Raw genomic sequence first — 18,532 nt, 5'->3', positions numbered from 1 at the left:
GTTTGTCGTGCGATAAACGCATGAGCAGAATGGCTTCCGTCCCGCGCCGCGCGTTTCGCCGCTAGAAGCGATCCGCCCGCACCCATCGGAGGAGCCACTTCATGCGTACCGAACGCAACTACGTGAACGGCCGTTTCGTCGCCCCGGAAAACGACGCGACCATCGCCGTCCACAATCCCGCCACCGAAGCACCGTTCGCGCGCGTGCCGGCCGCGACGCCGGCCGACGCGCTCGCGGCCGTCGCCGCCGCGGCCGTCGCGCAGAAAACATGGCGCAAGCTGCCGAGCGCCGAACGCGCGACCTGTCTGCACAGGCTTGCCGACGCGCTGACCGCACGCGCGCCCGCCATCGGCGCGACGCTCGCGCAGGAATCCGGCAAGAGCGTCGAGGACGCAGCGAACGAAGCGGTCTACGCGGGCCAGATCACGCGCTATCACGCCGAGTGGGCGCGCCGGATCGAGGGCGAGATCATCCCGAGCGATACGCCCGACGAGAACCTCTTCCTGCAGCGCGAGCCGATCGGCGTCGTCGCGTGCCTGATCCCGTTCAACTTCCCCGTCTACACGCTGCTGCGCAAGATCGCGCCCGCGCTGATCGCCGGCAACACCGTGGTCGTGCGGCCGAGCAACCATACGCCGGTGTCGGCGTTCGAGATTGCGAAGGCCGTCGACGAAGCCGGCTTCCCGCCGGGCGTCGTCAACATCCTGACGATGGACCACGCGACGGCCGAAGCGCTGTGCACGCATCCGGCAGTCGGGATGATCACGCTGACGGGCAGCGTGAACGCGGGTCGCAAGGTGCTCGACTACTGCAAGGCGAACATCGCGAAGCCGTCGCTCGAACTCGGCGGAAAGACGCCCGCGATCATCGAGCCGGACGCCGACCTCGAGCGCGCGGCCGCCGCGCTCGTCGCATCGAAAACCACGCACTGCGGCCAGCTCTGCACGGCGATCGAGCGCGTGTACGTGCACGACAGCGTGCACGACCGTTTCGTCGCGCTGCTGAAGGAGAAGATGGCGGCCGTGCGAATCGGCGACCGTGCGGAAGACGCAACGCGGATGGGGCCGCTCGTGAGCGCATCGGCGCGCGCGCACATTCACGGAATGGTCGAACGCGCGATCGCGGCCGGCGCAACGCTCGAAACGGGCGGCGCGATCCCCGACGGTCCCGGCTTCTTCTACCCGGCCACGCTGCTCACCGGCGTACGGCAGGACATGGAAATCGTGCAGGAGGAAACTTTCGGCCCGATCATGCCCGTGCTGCGCTACGCGACGATCGACGAGGCCATCGCGTTCGCGAACGACCACCAGTTCGGCCTGTCGTCGGTGCTCTACACCGAGAACTACCGCACCGCGATGAAGGTGGCGAACGCGATCGAAGCCGGCGAGCTGTACGTGAACCGAACGCCGGCAGATCCGTACCAGGGCTTCCACGCCGGCTGGAAACGTTCGGGTCTCGGCGGCGACGACGGCAAGCACGGCATGCTCGAATTCACGCAGACGCGCCTCGTCGTCATGAAGTACTGACGCTCGCCCCCGGGTCCATTTCCGGCACGCGCGGCCACGACACCACGCCGCGCGCCGCCCCCAACGATCGAACGACACATAACGAATCTGCAGGCGTCCGCATCCGGAACGCCTGATGGAGGAAGACACCATGACGATCCAACCGTCGACGCCCGTCGCGTCGCTCGCGTCGCCCGGCGCCGCGCACGAGTCGCGCGCGCAACGCTATCTGCAACTGCTGCTGCTCGTGATTGCCGCGGGCGCGATCTATCCGATGCTGTACCTGCGGCAGGTATACCAGCCGACGATGCTGCAGTTCTTCCGTATCGACGACGTGCAGCTCGGCTATCTGTACTCGTCGCTCGGCACGATCTTCCTCGTCAGCTATCTGCCCAGCGGCTGGCTCGCGGACCGCCTGTCGCCGCGCTGGCTGATCTGCTTCTCGTTGCTCGCGACCGGCGCGCTCGGTCTCGTCTATGCGACCGGGCCGTCGTTCAACGCGCTCGTGCTGATCTTCGGCGGCTGGGGGCTGACGACCGGCCTCACGTTCTGGGCGGCCGTGATCAAGCGCGTGAACATGATCGCCGGTCCCGACGAACAGGGCCGCTTCTTCGGGCTGCTGGACGGCGGACGCGGGCTCGTCGAGGCGCTGCTCGCGACCATCGCGATCACGCTCTTCGCATACGTGACGCAGGCACGCGGCGGCACCGACGCGGCCGGCTTCACGCTCGTCGTGCATCTGTACGCGTTCTTCTGCATCGCGCTGGGCGTGCTGCTCGCGCTGGTGAAGGATCCGGCACACGCGGACGATCGCGGGGCGGCAGCGCAACGCCGTCGCGACAGCGGCCGCCGGGGCAACGTGCTGACGGACCTGAAAACACTCGCGGCGATCCCCGAGCTGTGGCTCGTCGCCGCCATCGTGTTCTGCGGCTACCAGGTGTTCTGGGCGACCTACAGCTTCTCGGCCTATCTGCACGAAGGCAATTTCGGGCTTACCGCGACGGCGGCCGGCTTCATCACCACGCTCAAGCTGTGGATGCGACCCGTCGGCGGCATCGGCGGCGGTTTCCTCGGCGATCGCGTATCGAAGGTGTCCGTGCTGTTCTGGGCACTCGTGCTCGCGGCGCTGTCGCTCGTCGGGCTGATCGCCGCGCCGCCGCACAGCCCGCAAGCGATGCTCGTCGTGCTCGTGCTGTTCATCGGCATCCTCACCTACGCGATCCGCGGCCTCTACTGGTCGCTGCTCGACGAATGCCGCGTGCCCGCGCACTGCGCGGGTCTCGCGATCGGCCTGATCTCGGTGCTCGGCTATTCGCCTGACGTGTTCGTGCCGCTGATCAACGGCTATGTCACGCAGACCTGGCCCGGCGCGCACGGCTATCAGCTCTATTTCGGCTATATCGCGGCCATCGCGCTGTGCGGCGCGGGCGCCGCCGCGCTCCTCAAACATCGCCTCGACCGCATCAAGGAGTCCGTATGAAGATCGTCTCACTCGACACCCATATCGTCGCCGTACCACCGCCGCACATTGGCGGGATGTACTGGATCTTCGTCACGCTGAAGACCGATTGCGGTATCGAAGGCGTCGGCGAAATCTATTCGGCGACGTTCCATCCGAAGGCGATGGGCCCGATCATCGACGACGTGTTCGAGCGCTACCTGCTGAACCACGATCCGCACCACGTCGAGCGGCTGTTCCGCCAGGCCTATTCGAGCGGCTTCACGCAGCGACCGGATCTCACGATGATGGGCGTCGTCAGCGGGCTCGAGATGGCGTGCTGGGACATCATCGGCAAGGCCGCCGGCAAGCCCGTGCACGAGCTGCTCGGCGGCAGGATCCACGAACGACTGCGCTCGTACACGTACCTGTATCCGAAGAACGCGAACGGTGAATACGACTACGACGATCCCGATCTCGCCGCCGAGTGCGCGGCCGAAAACGTGAAGCTCGGCTTCACGGCGGTCAAGTTCGACCCGGCCGGTCCGTACACGGCTTATTCGGGCCATCAGCTGTCGCTGGAAGTGCTCGACCGCTGCGAGCTGTTCTGCCGCCGCGTGCGCGACGCAGTCGGCAGCAAGGCCGATCTGCTATTCGGCACGCACGGGCAGATGGTGCCTTCGTCGGCGATCCGGCTCGCGAAGCGGCTCGAGAAGTACGACCCGCTGTGGTTCGAAGAGCCCGTGCCGCCGGGGCAGGAAGAAGCGATCGCGGAAGTTGCGAAGCACACGTCGATTCCGATCGCGACCGGCGAGCGCCTGACGACCAAGTACGAATTCCACAAGCTGCTGCAGGCGGGCGGCGCATCGATCCTGCAGCTGAACGTGGCACGCGTGGGCGGCCTGCTCGAAGCGAAGAAGATCGCGACGCTCGCCGAAGTGCATTACGCGCAGGTCGCGCCGCACCTCTACAACGGGCCGGTGGGCGCGGCCGCGAGCATCCAGCTCGCGACCTGCACGCCGAACTTCCTGATCCAGGAAAGCATCATGACCTGGGGCGGTTTCCATGCGCAGGTCGTGAAAACGCCGATCCGCTGGGAAGACGGCTACATCATCCCGTCGAACGAGCCGGGCCTCGGCATCGAGCTCGACATGGACGTCGTGCGCCGTCACGCACCGTACACCGGCGAACGGCTTCACCTGCAGATGGGCGAACACCCCGTCGACGTGAAGGATCTCGCGCCCGCGAAGGGCTGACCGCGAAGGACGAAACATGACCTACGACTACATCATCGTCGGCGCGGGTTCGGCCGGCTGCATTCTCGCGAACCGGATGAGCGAATCGGGCCGCTATTCGGTGCTGCTGCTCGAAGCGGGCGAACACGACGCGTCGTTCTGGTTCAAGGTGCCGATCGGCTTCACGAAGACCTACTACAGCCGCCGCTACAACTGGATGTACTACAGCGAGCCGGAGGCGCAGCTCGCCAATCGCAAGCTGTACTGCCCGCGCGGCAAGGTGGTCGGCGGGTCGGGCTCGATCAACGCGATGGTCTACGTGCGCGGCCAGCGCAGCGACTACGACGACTGGGCGAAGGCCGGCAATCCGGGCTGGGCGTACGACGACGTGCTGCCGTATTTCCGCAAGCTCGAGACACACGCGGCCGGTGCGACCGATCCGCAGCATCATGGCTCGACCGGGCCAATCCATATCACGTCGATGAAGGCCGACGTGCATCCGATCATCCATGCGTTCCTGAAGGGCTGCGCGCAGCTGAACCTGCCACACACCGACGACTTCAACGGCGCGCAGTTCGAGGGTGCGGGCATCTACGACCTGAACACCAGGAACGGCGAACGCTGTTCCAGCAGCTTCGCGTACCTGCGTCCCGCGCTGCGCCGTTCGAACCTCACACTGCGCTCAGGTGTGCTCGTGCGGCGCGTGACGTTCGACGGCACGCGTGCGACCGGCGTGATCGTCGCGGGCGAACACGGCGACGAAACGCTCGCCGCCGCGCGCGAGGTGATCCTCGCAGCTGGCGCGGTCGATACGCCGAAGCTGCTGCAACTGTCGGGGGTGGGCGATCCGGCGCTGCTCGCGCGCCAGCGCGTGCCGCTCGTGCATGCGCTGCCGGCCGTCGGCCGCAACCTGCAGGATCACCTGTGCGTGAGCTTCTACTTCAAGGCGAACCGGCCGACGCTGAACGACGAGATGGGTACGCTCCTCGGCAAGCTCAAGATCGGCTTGCGCTACCTGCTGACCCGGCGCGGCCCACTCGCGATGAGCGTGAACCAGGCGGGTGGCTTCTTCCGCGGGACGGCCGATGCGCAGGAGCCGAATATTCAGCTCTACTTCAACCCGCTGTCGTACCGGATCCCGAAGAGCGATCGCGCGAGCATCAAGCCCGAACCCTATTCCGGATTCCTGATCGCGTTCAACCCGTGCCGGCCGACGAGCCGCGGCACGATCGAGATCGCGTCGAACCGCGCGGAAGATGCCGCGAAGATCCGCATTAACGCGCTCACCACTCAAAAGGATCTCGACGAAGCCGTTCAGGGCAGCAAGGTGATTCGCGCGCTGATGCGCGCACCGGCGCTGACGTCGATGACCGTCGAGGAAATCTCGCCGGGGCCGCAGGTCGATTCCGACGAAGCGATGCTCCAGTATTTCCGCGAGCAGTCGGGCTCGATCTATCACCTCTGCGGCTCGTGCGCGATGGGGCCGGACGCGACGACGTCGGTGGTCGATGCGGCGCTGCGCGTGCACGGACTGCAGGCGCTGCGGATCGTCGATGCCTCGGTGTTCCCGAACATCACGTCGGGCAACATCAACGCGCCGACGATGATGGTCGCGGAGAAAGGCGCGGATCTGATTCTGGCGGATGCGTTGCGAGGCGAAGCGGCCGGCGCGCGGATGCACGAAAGGGAAGCGATCACGCCCTGACGCCACGGTCGCGCCGCCACGCCGCCGCGGCAAACGGCCTTGCGCGTGCTCCCCGAACGTCGCGGCGGCGGCACGCTGCTTGCTCGCCGTCGAACCGGAGGGCAAACACCATGAAGACTCATCTCGGGCAAGCCGGCTTGCCGCGTGGCGTGATCGGCCGGATCGTCGGCCGCATCATGCGTCGGCACAACCGGCCGGACAACGCATGGACGCTGTCGCTGCTGGCGATCGCGGACGGCGAGCATGCACTCGAAGTCGGGTTCGGCCCCGGCGATGCGATCCGGCTCGCCACCGAAGCGGCGCCGTCCTGCCGCATCGCCGGCGTCGATCATTCGCCGACCATGCTGACCGCCGCACGGCGCCTGAACCGCATCGCGATCGACCAGGGTCGCGTGCGGCTTGCGCTCGGTTCCGTCGATGCGCTCCCGTTCGCCGACGAGGTGTTCGACAAGGCATTCTCGATCAATTGCATCTATTTCTGGCCGGCGCCAACACGCGGCCTGCGCGAATTGCACCGCGTCGTCAGGCGCGGCGGGATCGTCGCGATCACCGTCCGCGACCTCGGGCGGGCACCCTACGACGCATACCGGCCCGAGAAGCTGGCGCGGCTGATGCCCGAAGCCGGTTTCGCCTCGGTTGCCGTGCATCGCAACGGCGTGCCGTCGCATCCGCTCGCTTGCGTGCTCGGCACGAAGTAACCCGCTCGCTGCCGCCGTCCTCGGCCCGGTTCACACTCGGCCGCCGTCGATCCCGCACATCGCGCGACATTGCGGCATCGTCGAACCCGCACGATGTAAGGCGGCCGTCGAAATCGCCCGCCCCGGCAGCCCCGAAGTCCTCGCGACGGCACATCGCCCCGTGCCGCGACCCGACGCCGACCACGTGCTGATCCGGGTTCACGCCGCCGGCGTCAACGGCCCGGACGTGCTGCAACGCAAGGGGTCGTACGACCAGGCCGCCCGGCGCATCCGACGTCCCGGGCCTGGAAATCGAAGGCGAAGTCGTCGTGGCCGGCGAGGGCGTGCCGACGAAGGCCGCGCACCGGGCGGCGTGACCGGATACTGCGCGTCAGCTCACACTCGTGCGCTTCTCGACGAACCGCCGCACATAATCGTCCGCCGGCCGCGACAGGATTTCGTCCGGTGTCCCGACCTGCACGAGCGTGCCGTCGCGCAGGATCGCGATCCGGTCGCCGATGCGCAATGCCTCGTCGAGATCGTGCGTGATGAAGACGATCGTCTTCGACAGCGTCGCCTGCAGCTCGAGCAACTGATCCTGCATCTCGGTGCGGATCAGCGGATCGAGCGCGGAAAATGCCTCGTCCATCAACAGCACGTCGGTATCGGCCGCCAGCGCACGCGCTAGGCCGACCCGCTGCCGCATCCCGCCCGACAGCTCGTCCGGATAATGCTCGCCGTAGCCGTCGAGCCCGACCTTCGTCAGCCAGTTGCGCGCGGCTTGCGTCGCGTCGTGGCGGTTTTCACCGCGCGTGCGCAGCGCATACGCGGCATTGTCGAGCACGGTCTGGTGCGGCAGCAGTCCGAAGTTCTGGAACACCATGCTGACCTTGTAGCGACGCAGCTCACGCAGCCCGTGCGGATCGAGCTTGATCACATCGTTGCCGTCGATCACGATCTCGCCGGCCGTCGGCTCGATCAGCCGGTTGAAGTGCCGCACGAGCGTCGATTTCCCCGAGCCCGACAGCCCCATGATCACGAAGATCTCGCCCGACGCGATGCCGAGGCTCACGTCGTTGAGTCCGACGTTGCAGCCCGTTTCCGACAGCACGTCGGCCTTGCACCTGCCCGCGCGCAACAGATCGAGCACGCGCGGATGCGCTGCCTCCGGCCCGAACAGCTTGTACACGTGTTTGACTTCGATGGTCGCCATGTGTGCCTCCCTGGCTATGCGCGCGACGATTGCGCCGGCTGGTTCGAATCGGTGCCCGCCGGCGCCGCCTTGCGCGGCAGCCGGTACGGCACGCGCGACGCGCCCTTCTCGCGGCGCTGCCGCGCAAGCTGCCGCCGCGCGCGGCGTTCCTGGCCGAAGCCCTGGCTGATTCGGTCGATCACGATCGCGAGGATCACGATCGCGACGCCCGCCTGCGTGCCCTTGCCGACGTCAAGCGTCTGGATGCCCGCGAGCACGTCCTCGCCAAGGCCGCGCGAGCCGATCATCGACGCGATCACGACCATCGACAGCGCCATCATCGTCGTCTGGTTGATGCCGGCCATGATGCTCGGCCGCGCGAGCGGCAACTGCACGTTCACGAGCAGTTGCCAGCGTGTCGTGCCGAACGCGCGCGCGGCCTCGGTCACGTCCGGATCGACGTGACGGATGCCGAGATCGGTGAGCCGGATCAGCGGCGGCAATGCGTAGATGATCGTCGCGAGGATGGCCGGCACCTTGCCGAGCCCGAACAGCATCAGCACCGGAATCAGGTAGACGAAGCTCGGCAGCGTCTGCATCACGTCGAGCACGGGCAGCAGCAGCCGGCGCAGCCACGGGCTGCGCGACGCGAGAATGCCGAGCGGCACGCCGATCGCGACCGACAGCACCGTCGCGACGAGCATCAGCGCGAGCGTCTGCATCAGCTTGTCCCACAGGCCGAAGCAGCCGATCGCGTAGAGCAGCAGCATGAAGAGCACGCCGAGGCCGATGCGGCGCGTCGCGTTCCACGCGATCGCGCCGACAACGAGCAGCACGAGCCACGGCGGCGCAACGCGCAGCGCGCCTTCGAGCGGCACGAGCAGGTAGCGCAACAGCAGCGCGCTGAAGTGATGAAAGCTGTCGCCGTATTGCGCGACGAACGTCTCGAGCGCGCCGTTGACCCAGTCGGCGATCGACAGGTGCAGGAAGAAGCCGTTCATGATGATTCTCCGTCGCGCCGCAAAGGCGCGTGACGGCGGCGGCGGGTGCAGGCCCGCCGCCGCGCGCAGGTTACGCGCCCTTCAGGCTGCCGGCGATCTTCTGCGCGACGTCGGCCGGCACCCACTGCTTCCACATGTCCGGGCGCGTCTTCAGGAACTGCGTGGCCATCGCCGCGCCGTCGACCTTCTTCGTGGTCATCTCGAGGATCGTCTGATTCAGGAAATCCATCGGAAAGCGCACCTTGCCGAACACGCCGACGAGATCGGGGTTCGCGTCGGCGAACGGCTTCGACACGCCGACAGTCAGCCGCGACACCATGTACGACGACGCGCACTGATGCGTGCTGCTCTCGTCGCGCAGCGTCTTCCAGCAAGCTTCGTTATAGGCCGGCATCTTCAGCGCCGCGAACTTGTATTTCGCCATCAGCGCGGCCGGGCCCCAGTAATAGAACACGATCGGCGCACCGCGCTGGTATGCCGATGCGATCGCCGCGTCGAGCGCCGCGCCCGTGCCCGGATGGAAGTTCGTGTACGACTGGTCGAGCTTCAGTACCTTCAGGAGGCGCGTGTTCACGCGCTCGCAGTCCCAACCCGTCGGGCAGTTCAGGAAGCGGCCCTTGTCCGGCTCCTCCTCGTCGGCGAACACCTGCTTGAACTTCGGCAGATCGTCGACCGACGCGAGCCCCGGAGCGATCGGCTTGATGTTGCGCGCCGGGTCGCCCTTCACCACGTACTCGGGCACGAACCAGCCTTCCGTCGTGCCGCCCGGCAGCGTGTCGCCGATCAGCTTCACGGCGCCCGACGCGACGGCCTTTGCGGTGATCTCGCTGCGGCCCGTCCACTGCTCGGCCCAGATCTGCAGATCGTTGCGCGCGAGCGCCGTTTCCGTCGCCGCCGTGCTGCCAGGCACGACGTCGGTCTTGCAGCCGTAACCCTTCTCCATGATCTGCCGCAGCACCTCGGTCGCGAACGATCCGCTTTCCCACGTGATGCCCGCGAAATGGACCGTCTTGCCGTCGGCGCACGCGCCGCCGGCCGCATGGGCCGCGGGCGCGGACAGGATCGTCGCGGCGGCAAGAAGGACCGTTCTCAGTCGTCGAATCTGCATGGTGGGTCGTCTCCAAATCGAATCTGTTGTTTATGCGTCGCGGCATGCGCGGCGACCGGCGAATCGCGTATCCATCCACGTCCGGTCAGCCTGCATGGTCGAGCCGCCGATATGTTTAGGGAAACGAGTAATTCCGATCATTGCAATCGGCCGCGCCAATCGATCTCCGGCTGCCGCGTCAGGCCCGCCGAACGGGCCTCGCGGCCGATTCTCCGGGGCCGCTGCCGGCCCCGGCGCAGGCGCGTCGCGCCTGCGTTCGGCAACGGCTCGGCCGGCGCCGGCGCGCAGCCGCGGCACGCCGTACCGGCGGTCGAAGGCGGTCGGCGCACCCATCGACGAACCCGATTCCATCCATCGAAATTACTCGCTTTCGGTTCCGTTTCGGCTTCGGAACAATGCGCGGTGTCATCGGAGGAGACAGGATCGGACGCCGCCCGTCGGCACGCCGCCGCGCTCGCGCGGACCGGTGCCGCGCGCGCCGCGCCGCTTCGCCCAGGATGACGGGACGCGCCTCGCCAGACGCGCTCACGACAACCGATACAAGCTGGATACCCCGGAGATCTCAATGAACAGGAAACTGACCGCGCTCGCCGTCACCGCAGCCTTCGCGTCACCCGCATTCGCGCAAAGCAGCGTCACGCTGTACGGCGTGATCGATGAAGGCCTCAACTACACGAACAACGTCGGCACCGGCCACGTCTACGAAATGGCAAGCGGCTATGCGCAGGGCAGCCGCTGGGGCCTGAAGGGGAACGAGGATCTCGGCGGCGGCCTGAAGGCGATCTTCCAGCTCGAGAACGGCTTCGACGTCAACAGCGGCCGGCTCAACCAAGGCGGCCGCATGTTCGGCCGCCAGGCCTATGTCGGCCTGAGCCAGGCGCAGTACGGCACGCTGACCTTCGGTCGCCAGTACGATTCCGTCGTCGACTATCTCGCGCCGACCACCGCCAATGGCAACTGGGGCGGCTACCTGCTCGCGCACCCGTTCGACAACGACAACACCGACAACTCGTTCCGCCTCGACAACACGGTGAAATACGCGAGTCCGAACTTCGGCGGCTTCCAGTTCGGTGGCGCATACAGCTTCAGCAACAGCACGAACTTTTCGGACAATCGCGCATACAGCTTCGGCGCGCAATATCAGAACAACGGGCTGCTGATCGGCGCCGCGTACCTGCAGGCGAACCACCCCGGCGACGGTTCGGCCGGCGCGATCACCGCGAACGACGCCAGCTACATCGCCGAGCGCATGCGCGTGTTCGGCGCGGGCATCAACTACACGTTCGGTCCAGCGACGGTCGGCTTCGCGTACACGAACTCGAACTACAAGAACCCGACCGGCAACGGCTATCTCGGCACGCCGGGGGCGATCATCGCGCCGGGTGCGACGGTCAGCGCGATCAAGTACCAGAATTTCGAAGTGAACGGCGCCTACCAGATCACGCCGGCGTTCATGGTCGGCGCGCAGTACGTGCTGTCGCTCGAGAAATACGACGCGTCGACCGGCGACGCGAAGCCGAAGATTCACTCGGTCGGGCTGATGGCCGACTACAACCTGTCGAAGCGGACCGACGTGTACGTGCAAGCCGCATACCAGCACATCGCCGGCGACAAGACCGGATCGATTCTCGACCAGGCTTTCATCCCGGGCACCGACGCGCCGTCGTCGACGTCGAATCAGGTGGCCGTGCGACTCGCGCTGCGCCACAAGTTCTGACCCGTTTCGCCGTCTTCACGCGACACCCGCGCGGATCTGCCGTGGTGTCTTTGCCCGCCCGCAGGCGCAAGCCTGCCGGCGGGCTTTTTGCTTCGTGCCGGCGACGTCGCGGCGCAACGTGATTCATCGCAGGTCGTGCGTGCGGCCCGCCAACGCTGACAGGACAACCGCCGACTATCCACCGATACACGTGTACCGCCTCGACGCCCGGTGTCCTTCATGCCGGACATCGCGACTTGAACCGCGCCCGACGGCATCCGCAGGGTCGATGAAAGGAAGCGCGCCACGATGCGGACATCACGCCACCTGTCCGATGGCGGCCCGGCGCATCGTGACGATGCGCGCGGGCGGAATATTTGCCCACACGATCCGGCTGGCGTCGGCAACAAATGCCGGATCGCGCAGCGGGTGACGCTCGGGCACGCGCAAATCGTAGGTGAACTGGATCATCACGCCGTCGACCGACAGCACGCGCTCGCACTGCCCGACGATCGCCGTCACGTCCTCGCGCGGCAGCGTGCGCAGCGGCAGGCAGGACACGATCGCATCGACCGCCGCGTCGGGCGGCAGCAGCCGCTCGAGCTGCCGCGCGTCGCCCGACACGATGGAGATGCCGGGAAAGCGGCGTCGCAGGTGCTGCACGAACGCCGGCGACCGCTCGACCACGACGAGACGCCGTGGCGCGACGCCGCGTTCGAGCAACGCGGCGGTGATCGCGCCGGTGCCGCCGCCGAGTTCGACGACGAGCCCGTCGCCGTCCGGCACCGCATCGGCCATCTCGCGCGCCAGATGCCGCGAACTCGGGCACAACGCGCCCACCGCGGCCGGGCGGCCGACCCACTCGCGCACGAACAGTGCCGAGACACGCAACGCGTTCGGCCAGGTCATCGGCCGACCTTGCGCGGTTGCGCGTTCGGCTTCGACGTGCCAATGACTGCCTGCAACAGGGCTACGACGACACGGGGTTCTTTCACGTGCATCCTCCTGAAGAATCGGTTCGCCGCGCTCGCGCGGCGATCAATCGATTCTAGGAAATGCAAACTTAAGGCGACGTGAAGATTGTCCCTGATTGCGTCACCGATGCGTGCCGTGCAACCGACGGCTGCCCGATCAGCGGTCGACGCGCTGCTGAAACTGCGCGGGATACCGCTCGCCGACAATTCGTCGGTCAACGGTTCGCGCCGCCCCGCTGCCTCATCGCAGGTTGGTCCGCGCGTGCTCGACGCGCACGCTGAAGATCCCCGCACACCAGTCGTTTTCTCCGCGAAGCGTTGCCCTGCGGAGTGGCGCTAGCCCCTTCCGCTGGCCCCCGCATGCCGTCAACGCAGCGTGCGCGGCCGACCACATCGCGATGCGCTACACCGGCAGCGCATGCGTCGACAGGATTTCCTTCAGCACCATGAACGAGCGCACCTGCCGCACCCCGGGCAGGTACAGCAGCTGTTCCGCATGCAAGCGGTTGAAGCTCTCGTTGTCGCGCGTGCGCACCAGCATGAAGTAGTCGAATTCGCCGGTCACCACGTGACATTCGACACATCCCGACACCTTCTGCGCGGCCTTCTCGAACTCGGCGAACGCCTCCGGCGTCGAACGATCGAGCACGAAGCCGATCACCACCAGCATCCCGGCACCCAGCGGCTTCGGGTCGAGCAGCGCCACGATGCCGCGAATCAACCCCATCTCCTTCAACCGCTCGACGCGCCGCAGGCACGCCGGCGCGCTCAGCTTCACCTTCGCGGCGAGGCTCACGTTCGAGATCGACGCGTCCTGCTGCAACTGCCGCAGGATCGCGCGGTCGATGCGGTCGAGCACCGGCGCCGTTTCGGCTGGCACTGCGCTTCCACGATCTAATTTCATTGCGTCTCCCGTACATTTTACGAATCAAACTTAACTATCCGATCGTCATTTCATCGATAACGTAGGTCGCCAGTACTTATTTCGCAAGCTCATTTCGCGGGGTCCTGCCTATCATTTTTCCATCGGGACACGGCGTGCCGGCCGCACCCGACCGACTCGAATTCCCGCCCACCGCCTTTCGGAGCTTGCCGATGAACCTGCAACGTTTCCCCCGTTATCCGCTCACGTTCGGCCCGACCCCGATCCAGCCGCTCAAGCGCCTGAGCGCGCACCTCGGCGGCAAGGTCGAGCTATATGCGAAGCGCGAGGACTGCAACAGCGGCCTCGCTTTCGGCGGCAACAAGACGCGCAAGCTCGAATACCTCGTCCCCGACGCGCTCGCGCAAGGCGCCGACACGCTCGTGTCGATCGGCGGCGTGCAGTCGAACCAGACCCGCCAGGTCGCGGCCGTCGCCGCGCATCTGGGGATGAAGTGCGTGCTCGTGCAGGAGCACTGGGTCAACTACGAGGATCCGGTGTACGACCGCGTCGGGAACATCCAGCTGTCGCGGATGATGGGCGCCGACGTGCGGCTCGTCGCCGACGGCTTCGACATCGGCATTCGCCGCAGCTGGGAAGAGGCGATGGAAAGCGTGCGGCAGGCGGGCGGCAAGCCGTATCCGATTCCTGCCGGGTGTTCCGAGCATCCGCTCGGCGGGCTCGGGTTCGTCGGCTTCGCGGAAGAAGTACGCGAGCAGGAAGCGCAACTCGGCTTCAAGTTCGATTACGTCGTGGTCTGCTCGGTCACGGGCAGCACGCAGGCGGGGATGGTGGTCGGCTTCGCGGCCGACGGACGCGCGGACCGCGTGATCGGCATCGACGCGTCGGCAACGCCCGAGCGCACGCACGAACAGATCACGCGCATCGCCCGGCACACGGCCGAGCTGGTCGGGCTGGGGCGCGATATCGACGAGCAGGACGTGGTGCTCGATACGCGCTATGCCGGGCCCGAATACGGACTGCCGAACGACGGCACGCTGGAGGCGATTCGTCTGTGTGCGCGGCTGGAAGGCATGCTGACCGATCCCGTCTATGAAGGCAAATCGATGCACGGGATGATCGACAAGGTGCGGCGCGGGGAATTCGAGCCGGGGTCGAAGGTGCTGTACGCGCACCTCGGCGGGGTGCCGGCGTTGAGCGCGTATAGCGGGATTTTTCGGGAAGGTTGATCTCGCGTTGTGGCAGACCGGCGACGCATGCGCGACGTCGGCGCCGCGGAAATAACGCAAGGCGGAGGTCGCGGGCGGCCTTCGACGGCTGCTTCAACGAAACGATGCGCGGATCCGTCGCCGTCGTCGGAATCGCCCTTTTTTGATAGGAAACCTGATCTTTAGGGCGATCGGAACACCCGGTGTTATTGCAGATCCGCACCAAGTTGCCGGTGACGGACGCATCACGCGCATGCGGCCAACAGCAACAGCCCCGGCGCCAGCAAACGACGAACCGTCGTTTCTTCTCCCACGTTCCATTTGCACCGCACGGCTTCGCGCCATCTTGTCGCGAGCGCGTACCCGGCTTGCGCGCGGCGGGGCGAATACAATTCACCCACGCCGACACGCAGTCCAAGGCTCTCTCAGGCTCTCTTCGAATCGTTCAGTCACGCGCTGGTTGCCGCTTTTCGCTGGGCCGACCGTTGTCGACACCGGCCTCCAAACATGACGCAACAAACAATAGTGACGTGGTGAGCAATAATAATGGAGAAAAACGGCATGTCAAGGTGATTCGCGATTTCAAAGTTTGCGCATCGCGTCACTTTTGAATATGCTCTTCGTCGCTCAAACCAGGAGACCCCTTCGAGATGCCCAATAGCGAGCAGGCCAACGCCGACCTCATCACCGCCACCAAGGTGCGCGATCTGCTGACGCGCAACGGCATCCCGCCGCGCAGTCACAACACGACGATCGCGAACGTGCTGGGCCTCAGTTTCTCGGTCGTCACGCGCAAGATGAAAGGCCTGATCCCGTGGAACCTGTCGCAGTTGCAGGACATCGCGACGCACTTCGGCGTGCCGCCCGCGATCCTGCTCGACGACAAGGGCACGCAGCCGGCCGCCGCGGAGATGATCGACGCGACGCTCGTGATCGAGTCGCGTCGTTTCCGCTGCCGCGCGGCGATCTCGGCGAAGGCCAGCAGCCAGACCGAAACGGATTTCGTCGCGTTGCAGTGGCAGGGCGAATGGATCGTCACCGAACGCCAGCACGCGCGCGAAGGCCGCCTCTATCCGGTCGACGTCATCGAACTGCGCTCGAGCCAGCCGACCGTGTACGCGGCGCGGATCGCGGTCGTCGACGATTCGCGGGACGTCGCCGAAACCGTCTGCGAATACTTCATCGAAAAGGGCGTGAACGCGATTCCGTACCATGACGGCGCGTCGTTCCGCAAGGCGCTGGAAGTCGAGGATTTCGACGGCTACATCCTCGACTGGATGCTCGGCGACCAGACCGCCGCCGAGCTCGTGCGCGGCATCCGTTCGAGCGAGAACGGCGGCGCGCCGATCTTCCTGCTGACCGGCAAGATCTCCACCGGCGAAGCGAGCGAGGACGAAATCGCGCACATCGTGTCGCACTACAACGCGCGCTGCGAGGAAAAGCCGGTGCGCCTGCCGATCCTGTTCGCCGAAGTCGCGCGCGAACTGAAGATCGCGCTGCCGGCCGCAACGGCCGCCGCCGCGAGCTGAGACCACGACAAGAACTCCACCACACGAACACGATCAAGGGGAAACACATGCGAATTTCGACCGTCTGGGTCAAGAGCCTGGTCACGGCCTGCCTGCTCGGCATGGCCGCCGCGAGCTGGGCCGCGTCGTTCACGTTCACCGTCGACGGCAAGATCGGCCGCAGCAACCAGCCCGGCAAGACGACGTTCGTCTTTACCGAGCAGGCGCTGATGGCGCTGCCGCAGCACACGATCGTCACGTCGACGAGCTGGACGCCGAAGGCGACCTTCACCGGCCCGCGCCTGTCCGACGTGCTGAAGACCGTCGACGCGCACGGCACGCAGATCGAGTTCCGCTGCATCGACGAATACACGTTCACGATCCCCGTGTCGGATGCCGACAAGTACGGCGTGATCCTCGCGCGCACGATGAACGGCAAGGTGCTCGGCAACGACAACTACGGCCCGTTGTGGATCATGTATCCGCGCGACCAGTATCCCGACGAGTTGAAGACGCCGCTCGGCGAAGCCAAGTTCGCATGGCAGATCATCGGCCTGACCGTGAAGTAAGCGCGTGACATGATGCGCGGGCGGTGGAAGAACAGAAAGATCATCCTCATCCTGGGATCGTTGTGGATCCTGGGATTCGCCGCGTGGGCATTCCTGCTGTGGGACCTGCTCGCGACCTCGGTCAACGAGGGCGTGCTCGAAGGGCCGCGCGAAGGCGTGTTCTGGACGGCCGCGCAATACCGGAACGCCTACACGCGCTTCGACCGCCAGCTGATCCTCTACTCGACGCACGTGGACGACGACTTCGACCACGTGCAGATGCAGCTCGACAGCCTGTCGGTGTCGTTCGGGTTCCTGCAGCGGCCGTCCGAAGTGTCCGAATACTGGCTGCGCATCCCGCGCGCGCGCGCCGAAATCGCGGTGCTCGGCGCATTCATGGCGCGCCTGAAGCACGACGTGCCGCTGCTGCGCAACGCGCCACAGGATGCGCCGCACGTGATCGACGACGTCAACGCGTACTGGCCGAAGGTCAACGGCCTCGCGAACTACTTCCGCGCGATCGAGATGGCGCAGCGCGACTTCACGTTCCATCAGCTGAAGGAAAAGCAGCGGGCGATCCTGTCGCTCGGCATCATCCTCGGCGTGATCCTGTGCGCGTTGTTCCTGCTGCTGTTCTACACGATGCGCACGCGCGACGACCTGCTCGAACGACAGGACGCGGCGCTCGATGCGGAGCGCAAGGCATCCGATCGCGCGTTCGAGATGATCGAGGCGAAGAACGCGTTCCTCGGGATGGTCAGCCATGAACTGCGCACGCCGCTGCAGGCGATCTGCGGTTCGATCGAGATCCTGCTCGCGCGGTCGCAGTCCGACGCCAACCTGAAGACGATCCGGCGGCTGCAGAATTCCGCGTCGTCGCTCGAAGCGCTGGTCAAGGACCTGACCGATTACATCAAGCTGCGCTCGACCAAGCGCCTCGCCGAAACCGAAACGGTCGGCATGGCGTCGCTGCTCGCCGAGGTGCTCGATCCGCTGCGCGAGAAGATCGCGGCCAAGCGGATCGCCGTCGCGCAGCGCGTCGAGCCTCACGACCTCGCGATCCGCTCCGATCGCAAGCTGTTGCGTCAGGTGCTGTCGAACCTGATCGAGAATTCGGTGAAATACACCGCCGACGGATCGATCGACGTATCGATCATGCTCGTCGACGCGCCGGCCGGCCGCCAACTGAAACTCGCGGTGCGGGACACGGGCGCCGGTATCGCGAAGCAGCATCTGCCGAAGATCTTCGAGCCGTTCTACCGCGCGAACGACGCGGTCGGCCTGCATGTGGACGGAATCGGCATGGGGCTCGCGGTCGTGCGCGAGATCGTGACGACGCTGCGCGGCCACGTCGACGTGCGCAGCGTCGTCGGCGAAGGCAGCGAGTTCGTCGTGACGCTGCCGGCCGAGGTGCCGGATGCCGGCGAGACGACCGGCGACGCGCCCGCGTGGCCGGCCGTCGCCGCGCATCGCAACCGCCGCGCGCTCGTGGTCGACGACAACGACAACGCGCGCGAAACGCTCGGTGCGATGCTGTCGGCGCTCGGCCTCGACGCCGATCTGTGCGGCACCGGGCAGGAAGGCATCGCCCGTTTCGGCGACACGCATTACGACCTCGTCGTGCTCGATCTCGAACTGCCGGACCTGAGTGGCTTCGAAGTCGCGCACCGCATCCGGATGGTCGCGCAACCGGACGACGACGGAAAGTTTCCGTCGATCCTCGGTGTCAGCGCGTACGAATCGGCCGCGCTGCGCGAGAACCAGCGGGTGTTCGACGAATTCCTGCCGAAACCCGTTCACCTGCGCGAACTCGGCGCGCTCGTCGAGAAGCTGCTCGGCTGAGCGCGGACGCGA

Annotated in this window: 16 protein-coding genes and 2 pseudogenes; 11 read left to right on the top strand and 7 right to left on the bottom strand. The window is 66.3% G+C overall.

Annotation, left to right across the window (positions count from 1 at the left end; all coding sequences use genetic code 11):
* The first annotated feature begins 101 nt into the window (after positions 1-101).
* The 6 genes and pseudogenes from aldA to ACV22V_RS00900 all read left to right on the top strand — a co-directional run.
* Positions 102-1,526, top strand: a complete 1,425-nt coding sequence (gene aldA / locus ACV22V_RS00925; RefSeq protein WP_448012718.1) for an aldehyde dehydrogenase — start codon at positions 102-104, stop codon at positions 1,524-1,526.
* Between the two features lie 130 nt (positions 1,527-1,656).
* Positions 1,657-2,985 carry an MFS transporter gene (locus tag ACV22V_RS00920; RefSeq protein ID WP_448012717.1) on the top strand — a complete coding sequence of 443 codons (1,329 nt, stop codon included), beginning with the start codon at positions 1,657-1,659 and terminating at the stop codon, positions 2,983-2,985.
* A complete protein-coding gene (locus tag ACV22V_RS00915; protein ID WP_448012716.1) occupies positions 2,982-4,199 on the top strand; it encodes a mandelate racemase/muconate lactonizing enzyme family protein in 1,218 nt (405 codons plus the stop codon). Before ACV22V_RS00920 ends, ACV22V_RS00915 begins: the two co-directional genes overlap by 4 nt.
* A gap of 16 nt (positions 4,200-4,215) precedes the next feature.
* Positions 4,216-5,883: a GMC family oxidoreductase gene (locus ACV22V_RS00910; RefSeq protein ID WP_448012715.1), complete on the top strand. Its 1,668-nt coding sequence runs from the start codon at positions 4,216-4,218 to the stop codon at positions 5,881-5,883.
* Between the two features lie 110 nt (positions 5,884-5,993).
* Positions 5,994-6,581 (top strand): class I SAM-dependent methyltransferase, encoded by a 588-nt coding sequence (locus tag ACV22V_RS00905; RefSeq protein ID WP_448012714.1) that lies wholly within the window; start codon positions 5,994-5,996, stop codon positions 6,579-6,581.
* A 76-nt stretch (positions 6,582-6,657) separates the two neighbouring features.
* Positions 6,658-6,907: pseudogene (locus tag ACV22V_RS00900) on the top strand (alcohol dehydrogenase catalytic domain-containing protein); the annotation flags it as partial.
* A 44-nt stretch (positions 6,908-6,951) separates the two neighbouring features.
* On the opposite strand, the gene ACV22V_RS00895 reads toward ACV22V_RS00900, so the two are convergent.
* From ACV22V_RS00895 to ACV22V_RS00885, 3 genes are all read right to left on the bottom strand, one after another.
* On the bottom strand, positions 6,952-7,773 hold the full coding sequence (locus ACV22V_RS00895) for a quaternary amine ABC transporter ATP-binding protein (RefSeq protein WP_059692527.1): 822 nt from the start codon (positions 7,771-7,773) through the stop codon (positions 6,952-6,954).
* Positions 7,774-7,787: 14 nt separating this feature from the next.
* Complete coding sequence (locus ACV22V_RS00890) at positions 7,788-8,753, bottom strand: ABC transporter permease (protein WP_448012713.1); 966 nt, start codon at positions 8,751-8,753, stop codon at positions 7,788-7,790.
* Between the two features lie 70 nt (positions 8,754-8,823).
* Complete coding sequence (locus ACV22V_RS00885) at positions 8,824-9,861, bottom strand: ABC transporter substrate-binding protein (RefSeq protein WP_059692529.1); 1,038 nt, start codon at positions 9,859-9,861, stop codon at positions 8,824-8,826.
* A gap of 565 nt (positions 9,862-10,426) precedes the next feature.
* On the opposite strand from ACV22V_RS00885, the gene ACV22V_RS00880 reads away from it, so the two are divergent.
* Entirely contained in the window at positions 10,427-11,578 is a 1,152-nt protein-coding gene (locus tag ACV22V_RS00880) for a porin (protein WP_059692531.1), read from the top strand.
* Positions 11,579-11,875: 297 nt separating this feature from the next.
* Here ACV22V_RS00880 and ACV22V_RS00875 read toward each other — a convergent pair whose 3' ends face one another.
* The 3 genes from ACV22V_RS00875 to ACV22V_RS00865 form a co-directional block, all read right to left on the bottom strand.
* Complete coding sequence (locus ACV22V_RS00875) at positions 11,876-12,466, bottom strand: class I SAM-dependent methyltransferase (protein WP_059692532.1); 591 nt, start codon at positions 12,464-12,466, stop codon at positions 11,876-11,878.
* The gene (locus ACV22V_RS00870; protein ID WP_448012712.1) at positions 12,463-12,750 is read right to left on the bottom strand and encodes a hypothetical protein; all 288 of its coding nucleotides are present in this window, start codon (positions 12,748-12,750) and stop codon (positions 12,463-12,465) included. The genes ACV22V_RS00875 and ACV22V_RS00870 overlap by 4 nt, the downstream gene beginning before the upstream one ends.
* 184 nt (positions 12,751-12,934) lie before the next feature.
* Positions 12,935-13,435: an Lrp/AsnC family transcriptional regulator gene (locus ACV22V_RS00865; protein WP_059533702.1), complete on the bottom strand. Its 501-nt coding sequence runs from the start codon at positions 13,433-13,435 to the stop codon at positions 12,935-12,937.
* Between the two features lie 191 nt (positions 13,436-13,626).
* On the opposite strand from ACV22V_RS00865, the gene ACV22V_RS00860 reads away from it, so the two are divergent.
* The gene (locus ACV22V_RS00860) at positions 13,627-14,643 is read left to right on the top strand and encodes a 1-aminocyclopropane-1-carboxylate deaminase (protein WP_059692533.1); all 1,017 of its coding nucleotides are present in this window, start codon (positions 13,627-13,629) and stop codon (positions 14,641-14,643) included.
* 21 nt (positions 14,644-14,664) lie between these two features.
* Here the strand turns inward: ACV22V_RS00860 and ACV22V_RS00855 are convergent.
* Positions 14,665-14,936, bottom strand: a pseudogene (locus tag ACV22V_RS00855) (sel1 repeat family protein); the annotation flags it as partial.
* Positions 14,937-15,272: 336 nt separating this feature from the next.
* On the opposite strand from ACV22V_RS00855, the gene ACV22V_RS00850 reads away from it, so the two are divergent.
* From ACV22V_RS00850 to atsR, 3 genes are read left to right on the top strand one after another with little or no spacing between them, the layout of a single operon-like run.
* Complete coding sequence (locus ACV22V_RS00850; protein WP_059533697.1) at positions 15,273-16,151, top strand: response regulator; 879 nt, start codon at positions 15,273-15,275, stop codon at positions 16,149-16,151.
* Positions 16,152-16,198: 47 nt separating this feature from the next.
* The gene (locus tag ACV22V_RS00845; RefSeq protein WP_448012711.1) at positions 16,199-16,699 is read left to right on the top strand and encodes a molybdopterin-dependent oxidoreductase; all 501 of its coding nucleotides are present in this window, start codon (positions 16,199-16,201) and stop codon (positions 16,697-16,699) included.
* 9 nt (positions 16,700-16,708) lie between these two features.
* The gene (gene atsR, locus ACV22V_RS00840; protein ID WP_448012710.1) at positions 16,709-18,520 is read left to right on the top strand and encodes a hybrid sensor histidine kinase/response regulator AtsR; all 1,812 of its coding nucleotides are present in this window, start codon (positions 16,709-16,711) and stop codon (positions 18,518-18,520) included.
* Positions 18,521-18,532: the final 12 nt, after the last annotated feature.

The organism is Burkholderia sp. AW33-5 (assembly GCF_053427615.1).
This window is presented reverse-complemented; position numbering and strand designations above follow the sequence as displayed.